This is a genomic window from Burkholderia sp. BCC1644, assembly GCF_902833225.1.
Lineage (GTDB): Bacteria > Pseudomonadota > Gammaproteobacteria > Burkholderiales > Burkholderiaceae > Burkholderia.
This window is the reverse complement of sequence record NZ_CADFEI010000007.1, coordinates 242,660-264,653: the sequence shown is the minus strand read 5'-3', so window position 1 is coordinate 264,653 and position 21,994 is coordinate 242,660. Positions and strand designations below refer to the sequence as shown.

General features: G+C 67.8%; 18 protein-coding genes. 14 read left to right on the top strand and 4 right to left on the bottom strand.

Annotated features, from left to right (window positions below; translation table 11 throughout):
- Window positions 1–2 precede the first annotated feature (2 nt).
- Both HWX87_RS16310 and HWX87_RS16305 read right to left on the bottom strand, forming a co-directional pair.
- Window positions 3–1,268, bottom strand: coding sequence for a M23 family metallopeptidase (locus HWX87_RS16310; RefSeq protein WP_176048076.1), 1,266 nt, complete (start codon window positions 1,266–1,268; stop codon window positions 3–5).
- 338 nt (window positions 1,269–1,606) lie between these two features.
- Window positions 1,607–2,254: a TetR family transcriptional regulator gene (locus HWX87_RS16305; RefSeq protein WP_027787459.1), complete on the bottom strand. Its 648-nt coding sequence runs from the start codon at window positions 2,252–2,254 to the stop codon at window positions 1,607–1,609.
- A 150-nt stretch (window positions 2,255–2,404) separates the two neighbouring features.
- Between HWX87_RS16305 and HWX87_RS16300 the strand changes: the two genes are divergently transcribed.
- The 7 genes from HWX87_RS16300 (at window position 2,405) to HWX87_RS16270 (ending at window position 13,945) form a co-directional block, all read left to right on the top strand.
- On the top strand, window positions 2,405–3,604 hold the full coding sequence (locus HWX87_RS16300; RefSeq protein ID WP_176048075.1) for a MexX/AxyX family multidrug efflux RND transporter periplasmic adaptor subunit: 1,200 nt from the start codon (window positions 2,405–2,407) through the stop codon (window positions 3,602–3,604).
- A 15-nt stretch (window positions 3,605–3,619) separates the two neighbouring features.
- Entirely contained in the window at window positions 3,620–6,757 is a 3,138-nt protein-coding gene (locus HWX87_RS16295) for a multidrug efflux RND transporter permease subunit (RefSeq protein ID WP_176048074.1), read from the top strand.
- On the top strand, window positions 6,754–8,217 hold the full coding sequence (locus tag HWX87_RS16290; RefSeq protein WP_176048073.1) for an efflux transporter outer membrane subunit: 1,464 nt from the start codon (window positions 6,754–6,756) through the stop codon (window positions 8,215–8,217). The genes HWX87_RS16295 and HWX87_RS16290 overlap by 4 nt, the downstream gene beginning before the upstream one ends.
- A gap of 855 nt (window positions 8,218–9,072) precedes the next feature.
- Window positions 9,073–9,585 carry a fimbrial protein gene (locus tag HWX87_RS16285; protein ID WP_176048072.1) on the top strand — a complete coding sequence of 171 codons (513 nt, stop codon included), beginning with the start codon at window positions 9,073–9,075 and terminating at the stop codon, window positions 9,583–9,585.
- Window positions 9,586–9,706: 121 nt separating this feature from the next.
- Window positions 9,707–12,160, top strand: a complete 2,454-nt coding sequence (locus HWX87_RS16280; RefSeq protein WP_176048233.1) for a fimbria/pilus outer membrane usher protein — start codon at window positions 9,707–9,709, stop codon at window positions 12,158–12,160.
- 16 nt (window positions 12,161–12,176) lie between these two features.
- Window positions 12,177–12,923 (top strand): molecular chaperone, encoded by a 747-nt coding sequence (locus HWX87_RS16275; RefSeq protein WP_176048071.1) that lies wholly within the window; start codon window positions 12,177–12,179, stop codon window positions 12,921–12,923.
- 29 nt (window positions 12,924–12,952) lie between these two features.
- Window positions 12,953–13,945, top strand: coding sequence for a fimbrial protein (locus HWX87_RS16270; protein ID WP_244137682.1), 993 nt, complete (start codon window positions 12,953–12,955; stop codon window positions 13,943–13,945).
- 363 nt (window positions 13,946–14,308) lie between these two features.
- Here HWX87_RS16270 and HWX87_RS16265 read toward each other — a convergent pair whose 3' ends face one another.
- Window positions 14,309–14,446 carry an HHHH-motif protein gene (locus HWX87_RS16265; RefSeq protein ID WP_176048069.1) on the bottom strand — a complete coding sequence of 46 codons (138 nt, stop codon included), beginning with the start codon at window positions 14,444–14,446 and terminating at the stop codon, window positions 14,309–14,311.
- 48 nt (window positions 14,447–14,494) lie between these two features.
- Window positions 14,495–14,761, bottom strand: a complete 267-nt coding sequence (locus HWX87_RS16260) for a hypothetical protein (RefSeq protein WP_176048068.1) — start codon at window positions 14,759–14,761, stop codon at window positions 14,495–14,497.
- Window positions 14,762–15,086: 325 nt separating this feature from the next.
- On the opposite strand from HWX87_RS16260, the gene HWX87_RS16255 reads away from it, so the two are divergent.
- The 7 genes from HWX87_RS16255 to HWX87_RS16225 all read left to right on the top strand — a co-directional run bounded on the left by HWX87_RS16255 (window position 15,087) and on the right by HWX87_RS16225 (window position 21,912).
- A complete protein-coding gene (locus tag HWX87_RS16255) occupies window positions 15,087–15,755 on the top strand; it encodes an RNA polymerase factor sigma-70 (RefSeq protein WP_176048067.1) in 669 nt (222 codons plus the stop codon).
- A gap of 86 nt (window positions 15,756–15,841) precedes the next feature.
- Entirely contained in the window at window positions 15,842–16,084 is a 243-nt protein-coding gene (locus HWX87_RS16250) for an MbtH family NRPS accessory protein (RefSeq protein ID WP_039358664.1), read from the top strand.
- Between the two features lie 45 nt (window positions 16,085–16,129).
- Entirely contained in the window at window positions 16,130–17,137 is a 1,008-nt protein-coding gene (locus tag HWX87_RS16245) for a TauD/TfdA family dioxygenase (RefSeq protein WP_176048066.1), read from the top strand.
- Window positions 17,137–17,985, top strand: a complete 849-nt coding sequence (locus HWX87_RS16240; protein ID WP_176048065.1) for an ABC transporter ATP-binding protein — start codon at window positions 17,137–17,139, stop codon at window positions 17,983–17,985. The genes HWX87_RS16245 and HWX87_RS16240 overlap by 1 nt, the downstream gene beginning before the upstream one ends.
- A complete protein-coding gene (gene fhuB / locus HWX87_RS16235) occupies window positions 17,982–20,072 on the top strand; it encodes a Fe(3+)-hydroxamate ABC transporter permease FhuB (RefSeq protein WP_176048064.1) in 2,091 nt (696 codons plus the stop codon). Before HWX87_RS16240 ends, fhuB begins: the two co-directional genes overlap by 4 nt.
- Complete coding sequence (gene fhuF / locus HWX87_RS16230) at window positions 20,069–20,869, top strand: siderophore-iron reductase FhuF (RefSeq protein WP_176048063.1); 801 nt, start codon at window positions 20,069–20,071, stop codon at window positions 20,867–20,869. The genes fhuB and fhuF overlap by 4 nt, the downstream gene beginning before the upstream one ends.
- Window positions 20,866–21,912 carry an iron-siderophore ABC transporter substrate-binding protein gene (locus HWX87_RS16225; RefSeq protein WP_176048062.1) on the top strand — a complete coding sequence of 349 codons (1,047 nt, stop codon included), beginning with the start codon at window positions 20,866–20,868 and terminating at the stop codon, window positions 21,910–21,912. Before fhuF ends, HWX87_RS16225 begins: the two co-directional genes overlap by 4 nt.
- Window positions 21,913–21,994: the final 82 nt, after the last annotated feature.

Genomic DNA, 21,994 nt, shown 5'->3' with positions numbered 1-21,994 from the left:
CATCACGACGCCGAGTAGTGCGTGTTGAAGACCGCGCGCAGCGTCGATGTGTCGGTGGCGAAATCACCCCACAGCGGCCCGTCGCTCTGCGCGAACGCGAACGGCGTCGTATTGATCGACGCGAGGCGGAAGCGCCATTGCGTGGCTTCCTGGCGGAATGCGGTGAGCTGCATGTCGGACAGCGCCGTCTGCGCGTTGGCGAGCGTGACGAGCGGGTCGACCGGATCGTTCGCGACACGCACCTCGAAATGCAGGTGCGGGCCCGTGGCGGCGCCCGTCATCCCGACCGATCCGATCCGCTGGCCCTGCTTGACGGTTTCGCCGACCTTGAGCCCGTGTGCGAACGCGGACAGGTGCGCGTAGTAGGTCGAGTAGCCATCCGCATGATCGACGACCACGTAGCGGCCGTAGCCACCCGGATCGAACCCGGCGAACGACACGACGCCGTCGGCCGCCGCGTCGACGGGCGTGCCGCTCGGCGCGGCGAGATCGACGCCCGTATGGAACGCCATCGCCTGCGACAGCGGATGGATGCGCTCGCCGAAGAACGAGCTGATGCGCGTCCACTTGACCGGCATCGTGAAGGCAGCGGCTTCGAGCGGCGAGCCGTCGAGCGTGTAGTACGCGCCGTGGTCGGCGCCCGGCGCGCGGAACCAGATCGCGCCGAACGTGCGGCCGGCGACGCGCAGCTCGAGCGCGGTGAGGCGCGGCGTGCCGTCGTTCGTGTCGAACGCGACGCGGTAGTAGTCGCCGCGCTGCGCACTCGCGCGCATCGCAACCTTGCCGGTGACGAGATCGCCGAGCTGGATGCGTACTTCGGGCGGGACGTCGAGACGGTTCAGCGTATCGGACAGCGTGAGCTCGATGTCGCCCGCGCGCATCCCGTGCTGGCTCTCGGCCGGCGCGAACTGGAACAGGCTCGCATAGCCGAGCATGTCGTTGCGGTGCGCGCTGAGCGGTGCGAACAGGCCGGGCTGCGGGCTGCGGTCGATGCGATCGGCGTGTTCGTTGCGCTCGCCGATCGTGCGCGCGAGTTCGCTCGTCACGAAATGCTGCGCGGTGGGAAACGGCGTGTCGGACAGCACGCGCTGCGGCAGCGCGGCCGTGCCGGAATCGACGGCGCCGGGCAGTTGCGATACGGCAGGCAGCGCGGCGGCGAGACCGAATGCGGCGAGGGCGCCGAGCACGGCGGCCGGTACGAGCGCGCGCGCGACGCGCTGCGCGCGGCCGGGCGCGAAAGCATCAGGGGTAGCGGCAGACTTGACCAAGGTGTCCACATCCAGGAAAGCGGTTCAAAGGGGTGTGGGCAGGGGCCGCCGGCGGCTCATCCGTCGAACGGCGACGGGGCGGGTGGCGGGCGTGCAACAAAACAGGCCCCGCCAGGGGCCTGTGTCGTTTCCGTTCGACCCAACACACGGGGCGGGCCCGCTTCGAACGGCGGCGTGCATACCGGGTCGAACCCGGTTATCACGAAGACGCTAAAGAAAGATGACAGCGTCAGTCTACCGATGTTCCGCGAAACGTTAAAAATTTTAAAGGGGGTCAGCTCATTCGTTTCGCAGTGCGGTAAATCGGGCTAAATCAGCATTTGTTACGATAAATTCCATCAGTCCGGCAATTTGTGCGCGCGTCCGCGCAACGCGGCGGACGTGCGGACGGTGTCGAACCCGGCGTCGAGCATCGCTTCGGCGTCGTTCCACAAATTGCCGCGCAGCCGGTTGGTCCAGATCATCGACGCGAACACGCCTTCGAGCAGCGACACGAGATAGACGGCGGCCAGATGCACGTCGAGATCGGCGGCGAGTTCGCCGGCCGCGATCGCGCGGCGCAGCAGCGCCTTCGTGATCCGCAGCATCTGCAGTTCGAGCAGCATCCGGCGCCGCTGCAGCGCGCCGTTCTCCTCGCTTTGCTCGCACTTCGTATAGAGGATCACGAGCACGCGCTGCATCGGGCCCGGCTCGCCGCATTCCTGCAGGTAGTGCGACGCGGCGCGCCGCAGCGTGGCGAGCGGCGGCAGGCCGTCGCCTGCGTCGAAGCCTTCCGACGTGCGCGCGAACGCGCGGTCGCACATCGCGAGACACACCTCCATCTTGTTGCGGTAGTGGCCGTAGACGGCGCCGCGAGACATCCCGGCAGCCTCGGCGAGGTCCGCCATCGCGGTTTGCGCGACGCCTTTCTCGAGCAGCACCAGTTCGGCGGCGTCGAGGATCCGGTGCTTGATGGCGAGCGATTCTTCCCGGGTCTTGCGGGCCATGTCGTGAAATTCCTTACAATTCGCTGTCGTTTTATTGAGACAGAGTGTCGGTCAGATTGAAACCGCATGTATTTAATCAGTCGTGACTGATTATAATCGGCCACCCTGAGCCGCCGCATTGTATCGGCGGCGAACGATCCGAGGTCACATATGAATAACAATCGCTCCCTGTTGCGCCACGGGCTGGCGCCGTTCGCGCTGGCGGCCGTACTGGCCGTGGCCGGATGTGGAAAGGGCGACAAGGACGCCGCGCCGGAGACCGCGAAGCAGGCCACCGTCGTGACGGTGCATCCGACGGCCGTCCCGATGACCGTCGAATTGCCGGGCCGGCTCGACGCATACCGGCAGGCGGAAGTCCGTGCGCGGGTCGCGGGCGTCGTCACCGCGCGCACCTACGAGGAAGGCCAGGAAGTGAAGCAGGGCGCGGTGCTGTTCCGCATCGATCCCGCGCCGCTGAAGGCCGCACGCGATGCCGCGCAGGGCGCGCTCGCGAAGGCGCAGGCCGCCGTGCTGGCGGCGAGCGACAAGCGTCGCCGTTACGACGATCTCGTGCGCGACCGCGCCGTGAGCGAGCGCGACCATACCGAAGCCGTTGCGGCCGATACGCAGGCGAAGGCCGAGGTCGCATCGGCGAAGGCCGAACTCGCGCGTGCGCAACTGCAACTCGACTATGCAACCGTTACCGCGCCGATCGCGGGCCGTGCGCGACGCGCGCTCGTGACCGAAGGCGCGCTCGTCGGCCAGGACCAGGCGACGCCGCTCACGACCGTCGAGCAACTCGATCCGATCTACGTGAACTTCTCGCAACCGGCCGCCGACGTCGACGCATTGCGCCGCGCGGTGAAGAGCGGGCGCGCGACGGGCATCGCGCAGCACGACGTCGCGGTGACGCTGCTGCGTGCCGACGGCACCGCGTATCCGTTGAAGGGCAAGCTGCTGTTCAGCGATCTCGCGGTCGATCCGACCACCGACACCGTTGCGATGCGCGCGCTGTTCCCGAACCCCGAACGCGAACTGTTGCCGGGTGCGTACGTGCGGATCGCGCTCGACACGGCGGTCGACCAGCGCGCGATCCTCGTGCCGCGCGACGCGCTGCTGCGCACGGCCGACCGCACGTCGGTGCGCGTGGTCGGCACGAGCGGCAAGGTCAAGGACGTCGAAGTCACGGCCGACCAGATGAGCGGCCGTGACTGGCGCATCACGCGCGGCCTCGCGGGCGGCGAGCGCGTGATCGTCGACGACGCAGCGCAGTTCGCGCCCGATACGGCCGTCAAGCCCGTCGAGAAGTCGCCGCCGTCGAAGGCGGCGCCGGCAGCGGCCGCTTCGCAGACGGCCGCCCGTCAAACCTGACCGGTTCAAACCAACATGGCACGTTTCTTCATCGATCGCCCCGTCTTCGCGTGGGTGATCGCCATCTTCATGATGCTGGGCGGCATGTTCGCGATCCGCGCGCTGCCCGTTGCGCAGTACCCGGACATCGCGCCGCCTGTCGTCAGCATCTATGCGACGTATCCGGGCGCATCCGCGCAGGTCGTCGAGGAATCGGTGACCGCGCTGATCGAGCGCGAAATGAACGGCGCGCCGGGCCTGATGTATACGTCCGCGACGAGCAGCGCCGGGATGGCGTCGCTGTACCTGACGTTCAAGCAGGGCGTGAATGCCGATCTCGCGGCCGTCGAAGTGCAGAACCGGCTGAAGACGGTCGACGCACGCCTGCCCGAGCCCGTGCGCCGCGACGGCATCCAGGTCGAGAAGGCCGCCGACAACATCCAGCTCGTCGTGTCGCTGACGTCCGACGACGGCCGGATGACCGACGTGCAGCTCGGCGAGTATGCGTCGGCGAACGTCGTGCAGGCGCTGCGCCGCGTCGAGGGCGTCGGCAAGGTGCAGTTCTGGGGCGCCGAATATGCGATGCGGATCTGGCCCGACCCGGTGAAGATGGCCGGGCACGGCCTCACCGCGTCGGACATCGCGTCGGCCGTGCGTGCGCACAACGCGCGCGTGACGATCGGCGACATCGGCCGCAGCGCGGTGCCGGACAGCGCGCCGATCGCGGCGACCGTATTCGCCGACGCGCCGCTGAAGACGCCGGCCGATTTCGGCGCGATCGCACTGCGTGCGCAGGCCGACGGGTCCGCGCTGTTTCTGCGCGACGTCGCACGCATCGAATTCGGCGGCAACGACTACAACTATCCGTCGTACGTGAACGGCAAGGTCGCGACCGGCATGGGCATCAAGCTCGCGCCGGGCTCGAACGCGGTGTCCACCGAGAAGCGCGTGCGCGCGACGATGGACGAGTTGTCCGCGTACTTTCCGCCGGGCGTGAAGTACCAGATCCCGTACGAGACGTCGTCGTTCGTGCGCGTATCGATGAACAAGGTCGTCACGACGCTGATCGAGGCCGGCGTGCTCGTGTTCCTCGTGATGTTCCTGTTCATGCAGAACCTGCGCGCGACGTTGATCCCGACGCTCGTCGTGCCGGTCGCGCTCGCGGGCACGTTCGGCGTGATGTATGCGGCCGGCTTCTCGATCAACGTGCTGACGATGTTCGGGATGGTGCTCGCGATCGGCATCCTCGTCGACGATGCGATCGTCGTCGTCGAGAACGTCGAGCGGCTGATGGTCGAGGAAGGGCTCGGGCCTTACGACGCGACCGTCAAGGCGATGAAGCAGATCAGCGGCGCGATCATCGGGATCACCGTGGTGCTGACGTCGGTATTCGTGCCGATGGCGTTCTTCGGCGGTGCGGTGGGCAACATCTACCGGCAGTTCGCGCTGTCGCTCGCGGTGTCGATCGGCTTCTCGGCGTTCCTCGCGCTGTCGCTGACACCCGCGCTGTGCGCGACGCTGCTCAAGCCCGTGTCCGGCGACCATCACGAGAAGCGCGGCTTCTTCGGCTGGTTCAACCGCTGCGTCGCACGTGCGACGCAGCGCTATGCGACACGCGTCGGCGCGATGCTGAAGAAGCCGGTGCGCTGGCTCGTCGTATACGGTGCGCTGACCGCGGCCGCGGCGCTGATGCTCACGCAACTGCCGACCGCGTTCCTGCCGGACGAGGACCAGGGCAACTTCATGGTGATGGTGATCCGCCCGCAAGGCACGCCGCTCGCGGAAACGATGCAGAGCGTGCGCGAGGTCGAGTCGTATATCCGCAAGGACGAACCGGCTGCGTACACGTTCGCGCTCGGCGGCTTCAACCTGTACGGCGAAGGGCCGAACGGCGGGATGATCTTCGTCACGCTGAAGAACTGGAAGGAGCGCAAGGCCGAGCGCGATCACGTGCAGTCGATCGTCGCGCGCGTCAACGAGCGCTTCACGGGCACGCCGAACACGACGGTGTTCGCGATGAATTCGCCGGCGCTGCCCGATCTCGGTTCGTCGAGCGGTTTCGACTTCCGGCTGCAGAACCGCGGCGGGCTCGATTACGCGACGTTCAGCGCCGCGCGCGAGCAACTGCTCGCGGCGGGCGGCAAGGACCGTGCGCTCACCGACCTGATGTTCGCGGGCACGCAGGACGCGCCGCAACTGAAGCTCGACATCGATCGCGCGAAGGCATCCGCGCTCGGCGTGTCGATGGACGAGATCAATACGACGCTCGCGGTGATGTTCGGCTCCGACTATATCGGCGACTTCATGCACGGCACGCAGGTGCGGCGCGTGATGGTGCAGGCCGACGGGCTGCACCGGCTCGATCCGGACGACGTGAAGAAGCTGCGCGTGCGCAACGCGCGCGGCGAGATGGTGCCGCTCGCGGCGTTCACGACACTGCACTGGACGCTCGGGCCGCCGCAGCTCACGCGCTACAACGGCTATCCGTCGTTCACGATCAACGGCTCGGCCGCGCCGGGCCACAGCAGCGGCGAGGCGATGACCGCGATCGAGCGGATCGCCGCGAAGCTGCCGGCCGGCATCGGCTATTCGTGGTCGGGGCAATCGTTCGAGGAGCGGCTGTCGGGCGCGCAGGCGCCGATGCTGTTCGCGCTGTCGGTGCTCGTCGTGTTCCTTGCGCTCGCGGCGCTCTACGAGAGCTGGTCGATTCCGTTCGCGGTGATGCTGGTCGTCCCGCTCGGCGTGATCGGCGCGGTGCTCGGCGTCACGCTGCGGATGATGCCGAACGACATCTATTTCAAGGTGGGGCTGATCGCGACGATCGGGCTGTCCGCGAAGAACGCGATCCTGATCGTCGAAGTCGCGAAGGATCTCGTGGCGCAGCGCATGTCGCTCGTCGACGCAGCGCTCGAGGCCGCCCGCCTGCGGCTGCGGCCGATCGTGATGACGTCGCTCGCGTTCGGCGTCGGCGTGCTGCCGCTCGCGTTCGCGTCGGGCGCCGCATCCGGCGCGCAGATGGCGATCGGCACCGGCGTGCTCGGCGGCGTGATCACGGCGACCGTGCTCGCGGTGTTTCTCGTCCCGCTGTTTTTCGTGATCGTCGGCCGCTTGTTCGACGTCGGCCCGCGCCGACGCGGCGCGGCGCAGCCGGCGGCGATGGAGGGTTCGCAATGAAGTTTGCGCTGAATGCACGCGCCGCGCTGCGGGTTCAGCTCGCGCTGGCCGCCGCGCTCGCGCTCGTCGGGTGTTCGCTCGCGCCGCGTTATGAGCGGCCGGCGGCGCCGGTGCCGGCGACTTATGCGCCGGTCGACGGCAGCGCGGCGCCGGCTGCAGAACGCGCCGCGGCGCAGGACGCCGCGCTGCTCGACGACTGGCACGCGTATTTCACCGATCCGGCGCTGCAGGCGTGGATCGACGCCGCGCTCGCGAACAACCGCGATTTGCGGATCGCGGCCGGCCGGCTCGACGAAGCGCGCGCGCTGTACGGCGTGCAGCGCGCGGACCTGATGCCGTCGGTCGACGCGAATCTCGGCTACGAGCGCGCCCGGCAGTACGACCCGGTCGTACGCGAAAGCGCGATCAGCGGGCTGTACCGCGCGGGCGTGGGTGTCAGTGCGTACGAGCTCGACCTGTTCGGCCGCGTACGCAACCTGTCCGATGCGGCGCTCGCCGAGTATTTCGCGACGGCCGATGCACAGCGCACGGTTCGCATCGGCGTGATTGCCGAAGTGGCGGGCGCGTACGTGTCGGAACGCTCGCTGCACGAACAGCTTGCGCTCGCGCAGCGCACGCTCGACGCGCGCGAACGCATGGCCGCGCTCACGCAGCGCCGCTACGCGGCCGGCACGAGCGACGCGATCGAGCTGCGCTCGGCCGAGATGCTGGTGGCATCGGCGCGCGCGTCGCAGGCCGCACTGCAGCGCGAGCATGCGCAGGCCGTGCGGGCGTTGCAGCTGCTGGCGGGCGATTTCGCGCGTCACGCGCCTGGCGAGGCGAGCGCGCTCGACACGCTGTCGATCGCACCGGTGGCGCCGGGCGCGCCGAGCGAGCTGCTCGAACGGCGGCCGGACATCCGGCAGGCCGAGGCGCGGCTCAAGGCCGCCAATGCGCAGATCGGCGCCGCACGCGCGGCGTTCTTTCCGCGCATTGCGCTGACGACCGACTACGGCTCGGTCAGCGACGCGTTCTCGAGCCTGTTCTCCGCCGGCACGAGCGTGTGGACGTTTGCACCGCGCATCACGCTGCCGATCTTCGCGGGCGGCCGCAACCGCGCGAACCTCGACGTCGCGAACGCGCGCAAGCACATTGCGGTCGCCGAATACGAGAAGACGGTGCAGACCGCGTTCCGCGAAGTGGCCGACGCGTTCGCCGCGCGCGACTGGATCGATCGCCAGCTTGCCGCGCAGCAGGACGTGTATGCGGCCGACGGCGCGCGGCTGAAGCTCGCGGAGCGCCGTTATGCGGGGGGCGTCTCGACGTATCTCGAACTGCTCGACGCACAGCGCAGCACGTACGAGTCGGGGCAGGAGCTGATCAGGCTCAAGCAGCTCAGGCTCGCAAATGCGATCGCGCTGTACCGTGCGCTCGGCGGCGGCTGGACACCGGCATCGGCGGAGGCCGCGGCTTCCGCTTGAGGTGTGTGCCATCGCCCGACGCCGCTGCGTGTCGGGCGACCTGATGGCGGCCGTACGATCCGACGTGCGGCCGCCGCTTCGATTGTCGTGCTGCCCGCCGTATCGCCGATCACGGCCGGCATTTCCTTTCGCTGTCCGGCGAACCATCCCGACGTCTTCATCTCGCGGCAGGGCCGAAGCACACCTTCCGCAGAATCCGCATCCGGCGACCGATCATGCCGCCCACCGGCGCAAACGGTTGCGCTGCATCCTCGTCATTTCATCGCGTCCATCCAGGCCGGAAAATCGCATTCCGATGACCGCGCATGCGTGCGATTTCCAATCTTGAATTGGCGGGCGGATTAATCAATGAATTGGAATCAATGAGGGTGGCAAAGTGTCGCAGTAAAACGTTTGTATTTATTCGCAATCGTTTGCGCGGCAAATTCGTATTGATGAAATGCCTCGGTTAATTTCCTGTCAGTTGAAAATGATTGGATATTGGCGTTGCCGTCGGGCAACGATGGCGGCATTGGACAATATTTTGTCTTTGGGGCGATGGATGTCGTCGCGGCCAATGCTGGCAAGGCAGTGCGGGGTGCGGGCGGTTATCGGAAAGAATTTCCCTTAATCTTCAATCGGTTCCGTGAAATAAAAAAGGACTGCGGATAAAGAATACGGGATTGAAAATTGAGTGGAAAGAATGGAGATCTGGAGGGGTAAATCGGACATTGTAAGATGCATTTGACAATGATTTACAGAAATCTTTCACGATTATCTCGATAATGCCGCCTCGTGTCGGACGGAAGCCACCATGCGCTGCCGTTTGTGTCCGCCACGTCGTCCAATCCATTTGCACTCCTTACGGGAAACGTCATGAAAAAATCCATCCTGACCGCTGTCGCACTCGCGGCCCTGTCGACCTCGGCCTTCGCAGCGGGCACCGGCACGATCAACTTCACGGGCGAGATCGTCGCGGGCGCATGCGGCATCGATTCGGGCTCGGTCAACCAGACGGTGCAGCTCGGCAAGGTGCCGACCCATACGTTCAAGCAAGTCGGCGACAAGTCCACGCCGGTCAAGTTCGATATCAACCTGACCGACTGCGACACCAGCATCTCGAAGACCGCGCTTTTCACGTTCACGGGCACGTCGAGCGCAGGCCAGCCGAAGCTGATCGCGACGATCGGTTCGGCAACCAACGTCGGCATCCGCCTGCAGTCCGCGTCGGGTGAATACCTCGACAACGGTGTCGAGCAAAAGGCGCCGACCGTGCTGGCGAACGGCACGAACGTCGTGCGCTTCGCGGCGATGTACGAGTCGACGGCTGCCGACGTGACGCCGGGTACCGCCGACGGCGTCGCGAACTTCACGGTCCGCTACCAGTAAGCGTCCGTACCGGAGGAAGGATGCGTGCATCCCTTCCTCCTTCTGCTTTCCTCCCGTTTCCTTCTCCTCGGACTTCCGGTAGCGCCGCGTGCGAATCAGACATTCCTTCCTTTGCGTCTCCGTGCTGGTCGTCGGCAGCCAGAGCCATGCGACGGAATTCAATTCGTCGTTCCTCGACATCGACGGAACGAGCAATGTCGACCTGTCGCAGTTCTCGCAGGCCGACTTCACGTTGCCGGGCGAGTACATGCTCGACGTGCAGGTCAACGACCTGTTCTACGGACTGCAGGCGATCGAATTCATCGCCGTCGACACGTCCGGCGCGGGCAAGCCCTGCCTGCCGCCGGAGCTCGTCGCGCAGTTCGGGCTGAAACCGTCGCTCGCGAAGGACCTGCCGCGCTTCCAGGGCGGACGTTGCGTCGACCTCGGCGCGATCGAGGGCGCGACCGTGCGTTACCTGAAGAGCGACGGACGGCTCAAGATCACGATTCCGCAGGCTGCGCTCGAATTCAGCGACTCGACCTATCTGCCGCCGGAGCGGTGGTCGGAAGGGATCCCCGGCGCGATGCTCGACTATCGCGTGATCGCGAACACGAACCGCAACTTCGGCACGAGCGGCGGGCAGACGAATTCGATCCAGGCCTACGGGACGGTTGGCGCGAATTGGGATGCGTGGCGCTTTCGTGGCGACTACCAGGCGCAATCGAACGTGGGCAACACGGCATACGCGGACCGCACGTTCCGCTTCAGCCGGCTGTATGCATTTCGCGCGCTGCCGTCGATCCAGTCGACGGTGACGTTCGGCGATGACTACCTGACCTCCGACATCTTCGACACGTTCGCCCTGACGGGCGCGTCGATCCGCAGCGACGACCGCATGCTGCCGCCTTCGCTGCGTGGTTATGCGCCGCTGATCTCGGGCGTGGCGCGCACCAACGCGACGGTGACCGTGTCGCAGGCGGGCCGCGTGCTGTACGTGACGCGCGTGTCGCCGGGCGCGTTCGCGCTGCAGAACATCAACACGAGCGTGCAGGGCACGCTCGACGTCGCGGTCGAGGAAGAGGACGGCAGCGTGCAGCGCTTCCAGGTGACCACGGCCGCCGTGCCGTTCCTCGCGCGCACCGGGCAGTTGCGCTACAAGGCCGCCGTCGGCAAGCCGCGCCTGTTCGGCGGCGCCGGCATCACGCCTTTCTTCGGCTTCGGTGAAATCGCGTACGGCCTGCCGTTCGACATTACCGCGTACGGCGGCTTCATCGCCGCGTCGGGCTATACGTCGGTCGCGCTCGGCGTCGGCCGCGATTTCGGGACGTTCGGCGCGGTATCGGCCGACGTCACGCATGCGCGGGCGCGTCTGTGGTGGAGCGGCGCGACGCGCAACGGCAACTCGTATCGCATCAATTATTCGAAGCACTTCGACGGGCTCGATGCCGACGTGCGCTTCTTCGGTTACCGCTTCTCCGAACGCGACTACACGAACTTCGCGCAATTCTCGGGCGACCCGACCGCGTACGGCCTCGCCAACAGCAAGCAGCGCTACTCGGCGACGATGTCGAAGCGCTTCGGCGACACGTCGACCTATTTCTCGTACGACCAGACGACCTACTGGGCGCGTTCGTCCGAGCAGCGTGTCGGCCTCACGCTGACGCGCGCGTTCTCGATCGGCACGCTGCGCAACGTGAACGTCAGCGTGTCGGCATTCCGCACGCAGAGCGCGGGCGCGAGCGGCAACCAGTTCTCGGTCACCGCGACGCTGCCGATCGGCGGCCGCCATACCGTCACGTCGAACCTGACGACCGGCAGCGGCAGCACGAGCGTGAACGCCGGTTATATCTACGACGATCCGGACGGCCGTACCTATCAGGTCAATGCGGGCGCGACCGACGGCCGCGCGTCGGCGAACGCGAGCTTCCGCCAGCGCACGTCGGCGTACCAGCTCACCGCGCAGGCGTCGTCGGTGGCCAATTCCTACGCGGCCGCGTCGCTGGAAGTCGACGGTTCGTTCGTCGCGACGCAGTACGGCGTGTCCGCGCATGCGAACGGCAATGCGGGCGATACGCGGCTGCTGGTGTCGACCGACGGCGTGCCAGACGTGCCGCTGTCCGGCACGCTCTCGCACACCGATTCGCGCGGCTATGCGGTGCTCGACGGCATCTCGCCGTACAACGTGTACGACGCGACCGTCAACGTCGAGAAGCTGCCGCTCGAAGTGCAGGTGTCGAACCCGATCCAGCGCATGGTGCTGACCGACGGCGCGATCGGCTTCGTGAAGTTCTCCGCCGCGCGCGGCAGCAACCTGTACCTGACACTGACCGACCCGGCCGGCAAGCCGCTGCCGTTCGGCGCGTCGGTGCAGGACGCGGCGAACGGCAGGGAACTCGGCATCGTCGGCGAGGGCGGCGCGGCGTTCCTGACCCAGGTTCAGCCGAAGTCCACGCTGGCGGTGCGCGCGGGCGAGCGCACGCTCTGCACGGTCGATGCACTGCCGAACCAGCTCCAACTCGAAGGCACGCCGATCCCGGTGACGTGCCAGACGCCCGGCGAGTCGCATGCAGCGGCCGCGCGGCTCGAACGATGATTTCATGGATCCAGTGATGAAGAACGCTTTCTCCCTTTCCTTTTCGCGGCGCGCGTGGTGCGTGCTCGCGACCGCCGGCGCGCTGCTTGCAGGCGCCGCGCAGGCGGCGATCGTCCCCGATCGCACGCGCGTGATCTTCAACGAAGGCGAGCAGGCCGCGATCGTCACGATCACGAACAAGAGCACGACGTATCCGTATCTCGTTCAGTCGTGGCTCGAGGACGCGAAAGGCAACAAGATCACGACGCCGCTGATGGTCGTGCCGCCGCTGCAGCGCATCGAGGCGAACGAGCGCAACGTGCTGCGGATCGCGAAGCTGCCGGGCACCGAACTGCCGGCCGATCGCGAATCGGTGTTCTACCTGAACATCCGCGAAGTGCCGCCGAAGACCGACACGCCGAACACGCTGCAGATCGCACTGCATACGCAGATGAAGCTGTTCTACCGGCCGAAGGCCGTGCAGCCCGCGCGCGACGAGGACTGGACGCTGCCGATGACGCTGCGCATCGACGCTGCCGCGCACAAGCTGGTGTTCGACAATCCGACGCCGTATCACGTGACGGTGGTCGAGGTGACATCGGGCGCGCAGAAGACGCCGGCGCCGATCGAGCCGGTGATGGTGAGCCCGATGAGCACGGCCGACGTGCCGTTCAAGGCCGCGACGCCTTCCACGCTGTTCGTCACGCATATCGACGATTACGGCGGCCAGGTGGCGGTCGAGTATGCGTGTGAGGGCGGTGCCTGCAAGAGCGTGAAGAAATGAGCGGCGACCGACAACGAGGAGGGCGAGCGATGGCGTCCTGGCTGCGCTGGATGATGTTCGCGGCGCTGGTCGTCGCCATGCAGCCCGCTCTTGCCGTACGTTGCGTGACCAACAGCGGCGCGACGTCGATGACGGAACCGATCGGGGGTGTTGCGTCTTATCCGACGGATGCGCCGGATGGTTATGTCATCTGGGTGTCGCCGATGCGTACGACGACGGGCTACTGCTTCAAGGACCTTGGCGGCAAGGGCAACATCGACATCGATGACCCGATCTCGTTCTATGCGAATCCGAACAAGCAGAACCCGGCGGCCTGGGGGCTGGAAATCGGTATCCGCTATCTGGGCACCGACTATTTCGGCGCGGGGAGTCAGCCCGGCACGGGCGTGCCGACCGGCAAGACGGTTCCGCCATGTACCGATCGCGAACTGAGCGCGGGTCGTTGCCCGAGAGTTCCGATCGATATCGCCTATCAGGTGGTGGTTCGCAAGCGCGGTTCATGGGTGCAACCGCCGAGCGACATCTACACGGTATTCCAGTTCGACGGCGCGAAGGGGCTGAATGCAATCAATCCGAGTTTCCAGTACCGCCTGAGCGGGCTGCGCAATCTCAAGCCGACGCCGTGTTTCGTCGACGTGCTCGTGACGCCCGAGCCGGGCATCATCAATTTCGGACAGGTGCAGGCGGTGGGCAAGGGCTTCATGCCCGCGGTACCGCGCAAGCGGTTTTCGCTGTCGTTGACGAAGAAATGCAACGTCGCGGTACGCGTCGACGGGTACTTCGAAACGAGCTATCCGGTGCAGAACGGTTTGCTGGTGCCCGCGTCGGACAGCAATTTCGGGATCGGCATCGAGGACAGCCAGGGCAAGGCGATTCCGTTCAACGAACAGTTCACGCTCGCGCAATTCGCGTCGAACGTCATGAACCAGAGCGTATTGATGGACGCGGTGCTGAAGTCGTTCGGTCCACCGAAGATCGGCAGGTTCGACGCAACGGCGACGATCCGCCTGTTTATTTACTGACGCATGCAGGCACGGCCCGAGCGGACTGAGTCCGGACGGGCAGACCGTCACGGGCCAGGGATACCGTGAGGACGACCCCGAGGGGCGGCCTCGGTTCCGGCAAGTGCATATCGAGGCAGCGACGTTGCGTGCATTGGCGCCTGCCGCCTGCCGCGCCGAGTGCCGATGCGAAACGCGTGCAGACATCCACGCTGAAACTCGAGGCACGCGCGTCGGCGGCGAAACGATCGCCTGCGACGCGCGGCGATGGAGGCCACACGCCAACCGGGCGCGCGTGGCTCGTTCGCTGCAGGTCGCTGCCGCAACGCGGGTAAAACAAAAAACGCCGGCAAGCCGGCGTTCTTTTTATCTGCTGCGTGATGCTCAACGCACCCAGCGGCACATCTTGTGATGGTGATGGTCGAAGTGGCACACGCGGTGCGGATGCGCTTCGGCGATGGCCGGCACGAGCACGGCGGCGGCAACGGCCGCGACGGCGAGCGATTTCAGTAGCGTTTTCATGTTGAAGTCCTTGTCGTTGAAAAGTGAATCACGGGAAGCGGGCGGGCCTTACCACTGCGGCCGTTGATCGTCGCGCCGGTCGTCCCGATGGTCGTCGCGGCGATCGTCGCGGCGATCGTCGCGGCGGTCGTCATATCCGCGCTGATGCTGGGCTTCCCAGTCGCGGCGCTCCCAGTAGCGATTCCCGTCCCAGTAACGATCGCCATGCCAGCCGATCGTGACTTGAGCCGGGCCGGCTGGATAGGCAACGCACCCGGTCAGCATCACGCTCGACAGCGCGCCAACGATGACGGCGGATAACACGATGGATTTCATGGTTTTCTCCCTTGGAAACGGCACCCCGATCGTACGAGCCCCCAAAATTTCACGTGGTAAGAAGTTGCTACCGCACATGACAGGCGCAGGCGCTTCGTCAGACGGGTGAAAGCTCGTGTCGGCGCGCCGCAAGCCGGTCACGCCGTTCGGATTGACCGACGACCGCGTACCACGCCCACCGACACGCGTCCTATCTACCCCAGCAACGATTCCGGTAATTGTTCAGACAAATCCTGACAACTGAAAGGGCCATTCGGTAATCAGATTGAGAATGATTTGCGTTTACGTTAAATTGCGCTATCTCGGAATTAGACGGAGCAGATCGATGGCCATGGCGGAAGTGCTCGACCGACCGGCGGCAGCAGCGGCGAACCCGTTCCTCGGCAGTTATCCGGACCTGCCGCCGCGCGCCGCGCCACGGGCGCGCCGTGCCGCGGAGCCCCGCGCGCAGGGTGCGCTGCTCGACGTGCTGATCTCGCATCGATCGATGCTCGTCAACGTCGCGCGCGGCTTCGTCGGCTGCGCGAGCCGCGCCGAGGACGTCGTGCACGACGTCTTCGTGAAGCTCGTCGAATTCCCGAACCAGGACGCGGTGCGCCAGCCGGTCGCGTACGTGACGCGGATGGTGCGCAATGCGTCGATCGACGCATGCCGCCGGCAAAGCCTCGAGAACGTCTATCACACGGAAGAGGACGACGGCTTCGACGTGCCGTCGCCCGAGCCGACACCGGAAGCCGCGCTGATGACGCGCGATACGCTGCGGCGCGTATGGGCCGCGCTCGAGGACCTGCCGGCGCGCAGCCGCGCGGCCTTCGAGATGGTGCGGCTGCGCGAGGAAACGCTGCAGACCGCGGCGCGCGCGCTGAACGTGTCGCAGACGCTCGTGCATTTCATGGTGCGCGACGCGGAGCGTCACTGCGCGGAATGCCTCGACGCGTGCCAGCGTGGCGTCGCGTGCCCGGTGTTCCTGGGCGGCCGCGCGCGGCGGCGGTAAAAAAACGCGCCGGCCAATCGTCTATCAGGCAGGAGCGGCCGAAACCGCCGCTTCGCCTCCTTCAACCGTCTCAGCGATTTCCGATCATGACGCAAGCCCCGACGCCTTCCGCCGACACCGACGATCTCGTCTACACGGTCGTCATCAACGACGAAGAACAGTACTCGATCTGGCCGACGTTCCGGCCCGTGCCGGCCGGCTGGCGCGAGGTCGGCGTGAGCGGCCCGAAGGCGGACTGTCTCGCGCACATCGAGACGGTCTGGACCGACATGCGCCCCGCGAGCCTGCGCCGCGCCATGGACGGCGAGCGCGCGTCGCGCGCATCGTGACCTGCTGCGCCGCGTTTGCGGCGCGCCACCTGAAGAGGACGTTGCATGACCCTGCTTTCGTTGCCGACGCTCGACGACCTGCGTATCGAGCCGGGGCTGCCCACCGTCGTGTCGCCGCGCAGCAGCGACGGCCTGTCGATCGATGACGTCGCGCCGCTGGCGCGCGAGATCGCGGCCGACACGCTCGAACGGGCGGGCGGCGTGCTGTTCACGGGCTTTCACGTGCCGTCGATCGATGCGTTCCAGCAGTTCGCGGCATCGTTCGGCGATCCGCTGATCGGCTATGAATACGCGTCGACGCCGCGCAGCCAGGTCGAGGGCGCCGTCTACACGTCGACCGAATATCCGCCGCATCGCGCGATTCCGCTGCACAACGAGCAGTCGTACACGCGCGAATGGCCGCTGCGGATCTGGTTCCACTGCGCGCTCGCCGCGCCGAAGGGCGGGGCGACGCCGATCGCCGACAGCCGCGCGGTGTATCGCGCGCTCGATCCGGCGCTCGTCGCGCGTTTCGAGAAGCGCGAGCTGCTGTACGTGCGCAATTTCGGCCAGGGGCTTGACCTGCCGTGGCAGCAGTCGTTCGGCACCGCCGAACCGGCCGAGGTCGAACGGATGTGCGCGGCGCGCGGCATCGAATGCGCATGGCGCACCGACGATGACGGCGAGCTGCTGCTGCGCACGCGCGAACGCTGCCAGGCCGTCGCACGCCATCCGCGCACTGGCGATCGCGTGTGGTTCAACCAGGCGAACCTGTTTCACCTGTCGGCGCTCGACGACGACATGCAGGAAGCGCTCGTCGACGCGGTCGGGCTCGAGAACGTGCCGCGCAACGTGTACTACGGCGACGGCGAACCGCTCGAGGCCGACGCGCTCGCGGAGATTCGCGGCGTGCTCGACCAGCAGCGCATCGTGTTTCCGTGGCGCACGGGCGACGTGCTGATGCTCGACAACATGCTGACCGCGCATGCACGCGACCCGTTCGAAGGGCCGCGCAAGGTCGTCGTCGCGATGGCGCAGAGTCATACGGTCCCGCGCGACCGAACGGAGGATTGATGACGCGTAGTACCGCCGCGCTTGCCGCGCGCGGGCTGTCGGTAGGATATCGCGACCATGTCGTGATCGACGGGCTGGACCTGTCGATCGCGGCCGGCCGCGTAACCGCGCTGTGCGGACCGAACGGCTGCGGCAAGAGCACGCTGCTGCGCACGCTTGCGGGCCTGCAGCCCGCGCGTGCCGGCCATGTCGAAGTGAACGGGCAGCCGCTCGCGGCGTTTCGCCGACGCGCGCTCGCGCGCGAGCTGACGATGCTCGCGCAGTTCAACCAGATTCCGTCTGGCCTGACGGTGCGCGAACTCGTCGCCTACGGGCGCTATGCGTACGGCGGCTTCCTGCGCGGCCTGTCGCGGGCCGACCATGCGGCGATCGACGAGGCGCTCGCCACGAGCGGCCTCGCCGACGATGCGGATCGCGACGTCGGCGCGCTGTCGGGCGGCGAACGCCAGCGCGCGTGGATCGCGATGGCGCTCGCGCAGCAGGCGCCGATCGTGTTGCTCGACGAACCGACGACCTATCTCGACATTCATCACCAGCTCGACATCCTCGACGCACTGCGCACGCTGAACCGCACGCGCGGGCTGACGATCGTGTGGGTGCTGCACGACCTGAACCAGGCGGCCGCATACAGCGACGAAATCGTGCTGATGCGCGCGGGCCGTCTCGTCGCGCAGGGCACGCCCGACGCGATGCTCGATCCGGCGCGGCTGCGCGCGGCATTCGGCGTCGAGATGCTGAAGCTCGCGCATCCGCAGACGGGCGCGCCGATGTGCGTGCCGGCCTACGGCCCGACCACCGACGGCGCGCCGCAGGCGGCCGGCGTCTTCGACCGGGATCTCGCCGTATGACCACGTTCGCGATGCGCAAGCGCCTCGCGGCGACGGGGAAGGGGGCGGCCACGGGGCGGGCCGGCGCGATCGCGTTCGGCCTCGTCGCGCTGATCGCGATCCTCGCGGCGCTGCGCGTCGCGCCCGACCTGCGCGTGTGGTGGGGCGCGGTGCCCGGCAGCGATGCCGCGTCGCTCGCGCACGTGTTCCTGTTCGACCTCAACCTGCCGCGCGTCGCGGCCGCGCTCGTCGCGGGCGGCTGCCTCGGCATCGCGGGCGCGTTGTTCCAGTCGCTCACGCGCAATCCGCTCGCGTCGCCCGACTTGCTCGGCGTGACGGGCGGCGCCCAGCTCGGCCTGCTCGCGGCGATGCTCGTGCCGGCGCTGGCCGGCGTCGCGTCGGTGCCGCTGCTGTTCGTGTGCGGGCTGGCCGCCGCCGCGTGCGCGATCGTCGCGGCCGGCGGCTGGCGCGCGACGCCGTTGCGGCTCGTGCTCGCGGGCAGCGTGTGCATGCTGCTGTTCGCCGCGCTGTCGACGCTCGTGCTCGCGTTCTTCGAACAGAACATCGCGGGTGCCGCGCTGTGGACCAACGGCAGCCTGTACCAGCCGGGCGCAGCGGGCCTCGCGCTCGCCGCGCGCTGGCTCGTCGTGCCGCTCGTCGCGCTGCCGTTCGTGATCCGGCCGCTGAATCCGCTCACGCTCGGCGACGACGCGGCGGCCGCGGCCGGCGTGCGCGTCGACGCGACGCGGCTCGCCGCGACGATCGTCGCGGTCGCGTTCACCAGTGTGGCCGTCAGCATCGCGGGCCCGCTGTCGTACGTCGGCCTCGTCGCGCCGAACCTGCTGCGCCAGGTACGCGGGGCGCGTGCGGCACGGCTCGGCGTGCTGGTGCCGTTGTCGGCGCTCACCGGCGGTGCGCTCGTGCTCGTCACCGACAGTGCGGTGCTCGCGTCGGGCCTCGACGCGACGCTGTCGACCGGCGTCGCGATCGCGCTGGTCGGCACGCCGCTGATGCTCGCGATGATCCGGCGCGGCGCCGCATGGTCGGGCGTGCTGCATGCGGATGCAGAGCGCGCGGCGGGTGGCGGTTCGACGCGGTTCGTCGGCTGGCTCGAACGGCTCGGCTGGCCGCTGCGCACGGCGCTGTTCGTCGTGGTCGGCGCGCTCGTGGTGTGGGGCGGCGTGTCGGCCGGCCCCGAATGGTTGTCGCCCGCGCGCTGGTCGGCCGCGCTGTCGGGCCAGGACGCGCTCGCGCGGATGCTGATCGACCTGCGCATGCCGCGCCTGCTGTGCGCGCTGCTCGCGGGTGCGCTGCTCGCCGTCAGCGGCGTCGCGATGCAGAGCGTCGTGCGCAATCCGCTCGCGGGCCCCGAAGTGCTCGGCGTCACGCAGGGCGCGGGGCTCGTCACGCTGTTCGCGTTGTCGACGTGGCCGCTGATGGGCCATGTGACGCTTGCGGCCGCCGCGCTGATCGGGGGCGGCCTGTCGCTCGCGATCACGCTCGCGCTGAATCACCGGCATCGCTATGCACCGCTCGCGGTCGCGTTGACGGGCATCGTGATCGGCGCGCTGTGGACCACGCTCGCGCAATGGCTGATCACGCAGGAAAGCGTGCAGCCCGCGCGCTTCGTCGTGTGGCTCGTCGGCGGTACCTATGGCCGCAGCTGGGGCGAGGTGTCGATGCTGCTGCCGTGGTGCGTGCTCGCGGTGCCCGTGTTCGCATGGCTCGCGAAGCCGCTCGACATGCTCGCGCTCGGCGACGACCAGGCGGCCGCGCTCGGCCTGCCGGTGGCCGTGCTGCGGCCGCTCGCACTGACGATCGCGACGCTCGCCGCCTGCGCGGCCGTCGCGGCGGTCGGGCCGGTCGGCTTCATCGGACTGATGGCGCCGCACGTCGCGACGATGCTCGGCGCGCGCCGGCATCGCACGCGGCTGTGGCTCGCGGCTGCGTGCGGCGCGCTGATCCTCGGTGTCGCGGATCTCGCGGCGCGCACCGTCGTCGCGCCGCGCGAAGTGCCGGCGGGCGTGCTGACCGCGCTGATCGGCGCGCCGTACCTGCTCGGGTTGCTGATTCTCGAGGGGCGCCGCGCGCGGCGCGCAGGGCGATGACCCCGGCGCTCGACGGCGCGCGCGCCACGCGCTTTTCGGCGTTCGCGCCGGAACCGTTCGCCGACCATCTCGACGTCGTCTGGCTCGGCATGCCCGATGATGCGCGCGCACCGGGCCGCATCGTCGTACCCGTCAGCGCATTGCCCGCGCATCGCGATACGGTGCTCGGCGCGATGGTCGACCACTACGGCGGCGATCCCGCGCAGCATGCGCGCGCGCTGATGTCGCAATGGAGCAAATACTATTTCGGCCGCGCGGCGCCGGCGGGTGTCGTTGCCGCGCTGACGCTCGGCCGGCCGCTCGACATGAACCCGGAGCGTACGTTCGTCGCGCTCGATGACGGCATGCCTGCCGCGCTGTATTTCGCGCCGGACGCGCTCGGCGCGCCGTGTGACGATCCGGCGCCGCGCTATGCACCGCTCATCGCGCATCTCGGCGCGGTGATCGACCTGCTCGCGGCGATGGGCCGCGTCACGCCGCGCGTGCTGTGGAGCAACGCAGGCAATCTGCTCGACTATCTGCTCGACACGTATCGTGCGCTGCCGTGCGTGGCCGATCCGGTGCGCGACGCGGGCTGGCTGTTCGGCGCGACGTGTTTCGGGTGCGAACCGAATCCGTTGCGCATGCCCGTGCGCGATGCCGTGCCGCGCTCGGCGTTGTTGCCGACACCGTTTCGCGCACGCCGCGTGTGCTGCCTGCGCTATGAAATTCCTGGAGAAACGCAACTGTGTGGAAGCTGCCCCCTGCTACTGACGATGGACGACGCGGCGCTGGCCGAGCAGGACGCGATCCGGTGACGCACGCCGGCCGCCGGCATGCGCTCGGCGCACTTGCGGCGGCGCTCGGCGCTGCGTGCTGCGGTGCGCTCGGCGCATCGTCCGGCGCCGTTGCCGCGACCCTCGATGCACATCGCGCGCAGGGCGTGCGTGCGCCGGGCGCCGTGTCGCTGGCCGGCAACCCCGTCGTGTCGCAGGCGAGCGCGACGATGCCCGTGCGGCCGCAGCGCGTGGTCGCGCTCGACTTCATGTTCGCGGAGAGCGTGATCGCGCTCGACATCGTGCCGGTCGGGATGGCCGATACGGCGTTCTATCCCGGCTGGCTCGGCTACCAGAGCGAGCGGCTCGCGCACGTGACCGACATCGGCTCGCGACAGGAGCCGGGGCTCGAGGCGATCGCGGCGGTCAAGCCCGATCTCATCATCGGCGTCGGCTTCCGCCATGCGCCGATCTTCGAGGCGCTCGACCGGATCGCGCCGACGATCCTGTTCCAGTTCAGCCCGAACGTGTCCGACGGCGGTGTCCCCGTCACGCAGCTCGACTGGATGCGGCAGATCTTCCGGACGATCGGTGCGGTGACGGGGCGCGACGCGCGCGCGCAGGCGGTCGATGCGCAACTCGATGCGGGCATCGCGCGCAATGCGGCGCGGCTCGCGGGTGCGGGCCGCAACGGCGAGCGCATCGCGCTGCTGCAGGATCTCGGCTTGCCCGATCGTTACTGGGCCTATACGGGCAACAGTACGTCGGCTGGTCTCGCGCGTGCGCTCGGGCTCGATCCGTGGCCGAAGAAGCCGACGCGGGAAGGCACGCTGTACGTGACGTCGGCCGATCTGCTCCGGCAGCGCGACCTCGCCGTGATGTTCGTGACCGCATCGGGGCTGGACGTGCCGCTGTCCGCGAAACTAGATTCGCCGGTGTGGCGTTTCGTTCCCGCGATGAAGGAACACCGGATCGCGCTGATCGAACGCAATATCTGGGGGTTCGGCGGGCCGATGTCGGCGCTGAAACTGGCCGACGTGATGACCGACACGATGCTGAAGCTGCCGGCCGTGAGCAAAACGTGACGGGCAGGGTGTCGCATTCGGCGCGACCGGCGTAACCGGGGCGCCACGCATCGGCAACATTCCCTTCCGAAATGCAAATCGC

Bases quoted from the DNA above. Each gene is read 5' to 3' on its own strand.
- HWX87_RS16260 (WP_176048068.1), bottom strand. From the start codon at position 14,761: ATGAAATCCATCGTGTTATCCGCCGTCATCGTTGGCGCGCTGTCGAGC.
- HWX87_RS16295 (WP_176048074.1), top strand. From the start codon at position 3,620: ATGGCACGTTTCTTCATCGATCGCCCCGTCTTCGCGTGGGTGATCGCC.
- HWX87_RS16305 (WP_027787459.1), bottom strand. From the start codon at position 2,254: ATGGCCCGCAAGACCCGGGAAGAATCGCTCGCCATCAAGCACCGGATC.
- HWX87_RS16275 (WP_176048071.1), top strand. From the start codon at position 12,177: ATGAAGAACGCTTTCTCCCTTTCCTTTTCGCGGCGCGCGTGGTGCGTG.
- HWX87_RS16240 (WP_176048065.1), top strand. From the start codon at position 17,137: ATGACGCGTAGTACCGCCGCGCTTGCCGCGCGCGGGCTGTCGGTAGGA.
- HWX87_RS16245 (WP_176048066.1), top strand. From the start codon at position 16,130: ATGACCCTGCTTTCGTTGCCGACGCTCGACGACCTGCGTATCGAGCCG.
- HWX87_RS16300 (WP_176048075.1), top strand. From the start codon at position 2,405: ATGAATAACAATCGCTCCCTGTTGCGCCACGGGCTGGCGCCGTTCGCG.
- HWX87_RS16290 (WP_176048073.1), top strand. From the start codon at position 6,754: ATGAAGTTTGCGCTGAATGCACGCGCCGCGCTGCGGGTTCAGCTCGCG.
- HWX87_RS16255 (WP_176048067.1), top strand. From the start codon at position 15,087: ATGGCCATGGCGGAAGTGCTCGACCGACCGGCGGCAGCAGCGGCGAAC.
- HWX87_RS16285 (WP_176048072.1), top strand. From the start codon at position 9,073: ATGAAAAAATCCATCCTGACCGCTGTCGCACTCGCGGCCCTGTCGACC.
- fhuB (WP_176048064.1), top strand. From the start codon at position 17,982: ATGACCACGTTCGCGATGCGCAAGCGCCTCGCGGCGACGGGGAAGGGG.
- HWX87_RS16270 (WP_244137682.1), top strand. From the start codon at position 12,953: ATGGCGTCCTGGCTGCGCTGGATGATGTTCGCGGCGCTGGTCGTCGCC.
- fhuF (WP_176048063.1), top strand. From the start codon at position 20,069: ATGACCCCGGCGCTCGACGGCGCGCGCGCCACGCGCTTTTCGGCGTTC.
- HWX87_RS16250 (WP_039358664.1), top strand. From the start codon at position 15,842: ATGACGCAAGCCCCGACGCCTTCCGCCGACACCGACGATCTCGTCTAC.
- HWX87_RS16265 (WP_176048069.1), bottom strand. From the start codon at position 14,446: ATGAAAACGCTACTGAAATCGCTCGCCGTCGCGGCCGTTGCCGCCGCC.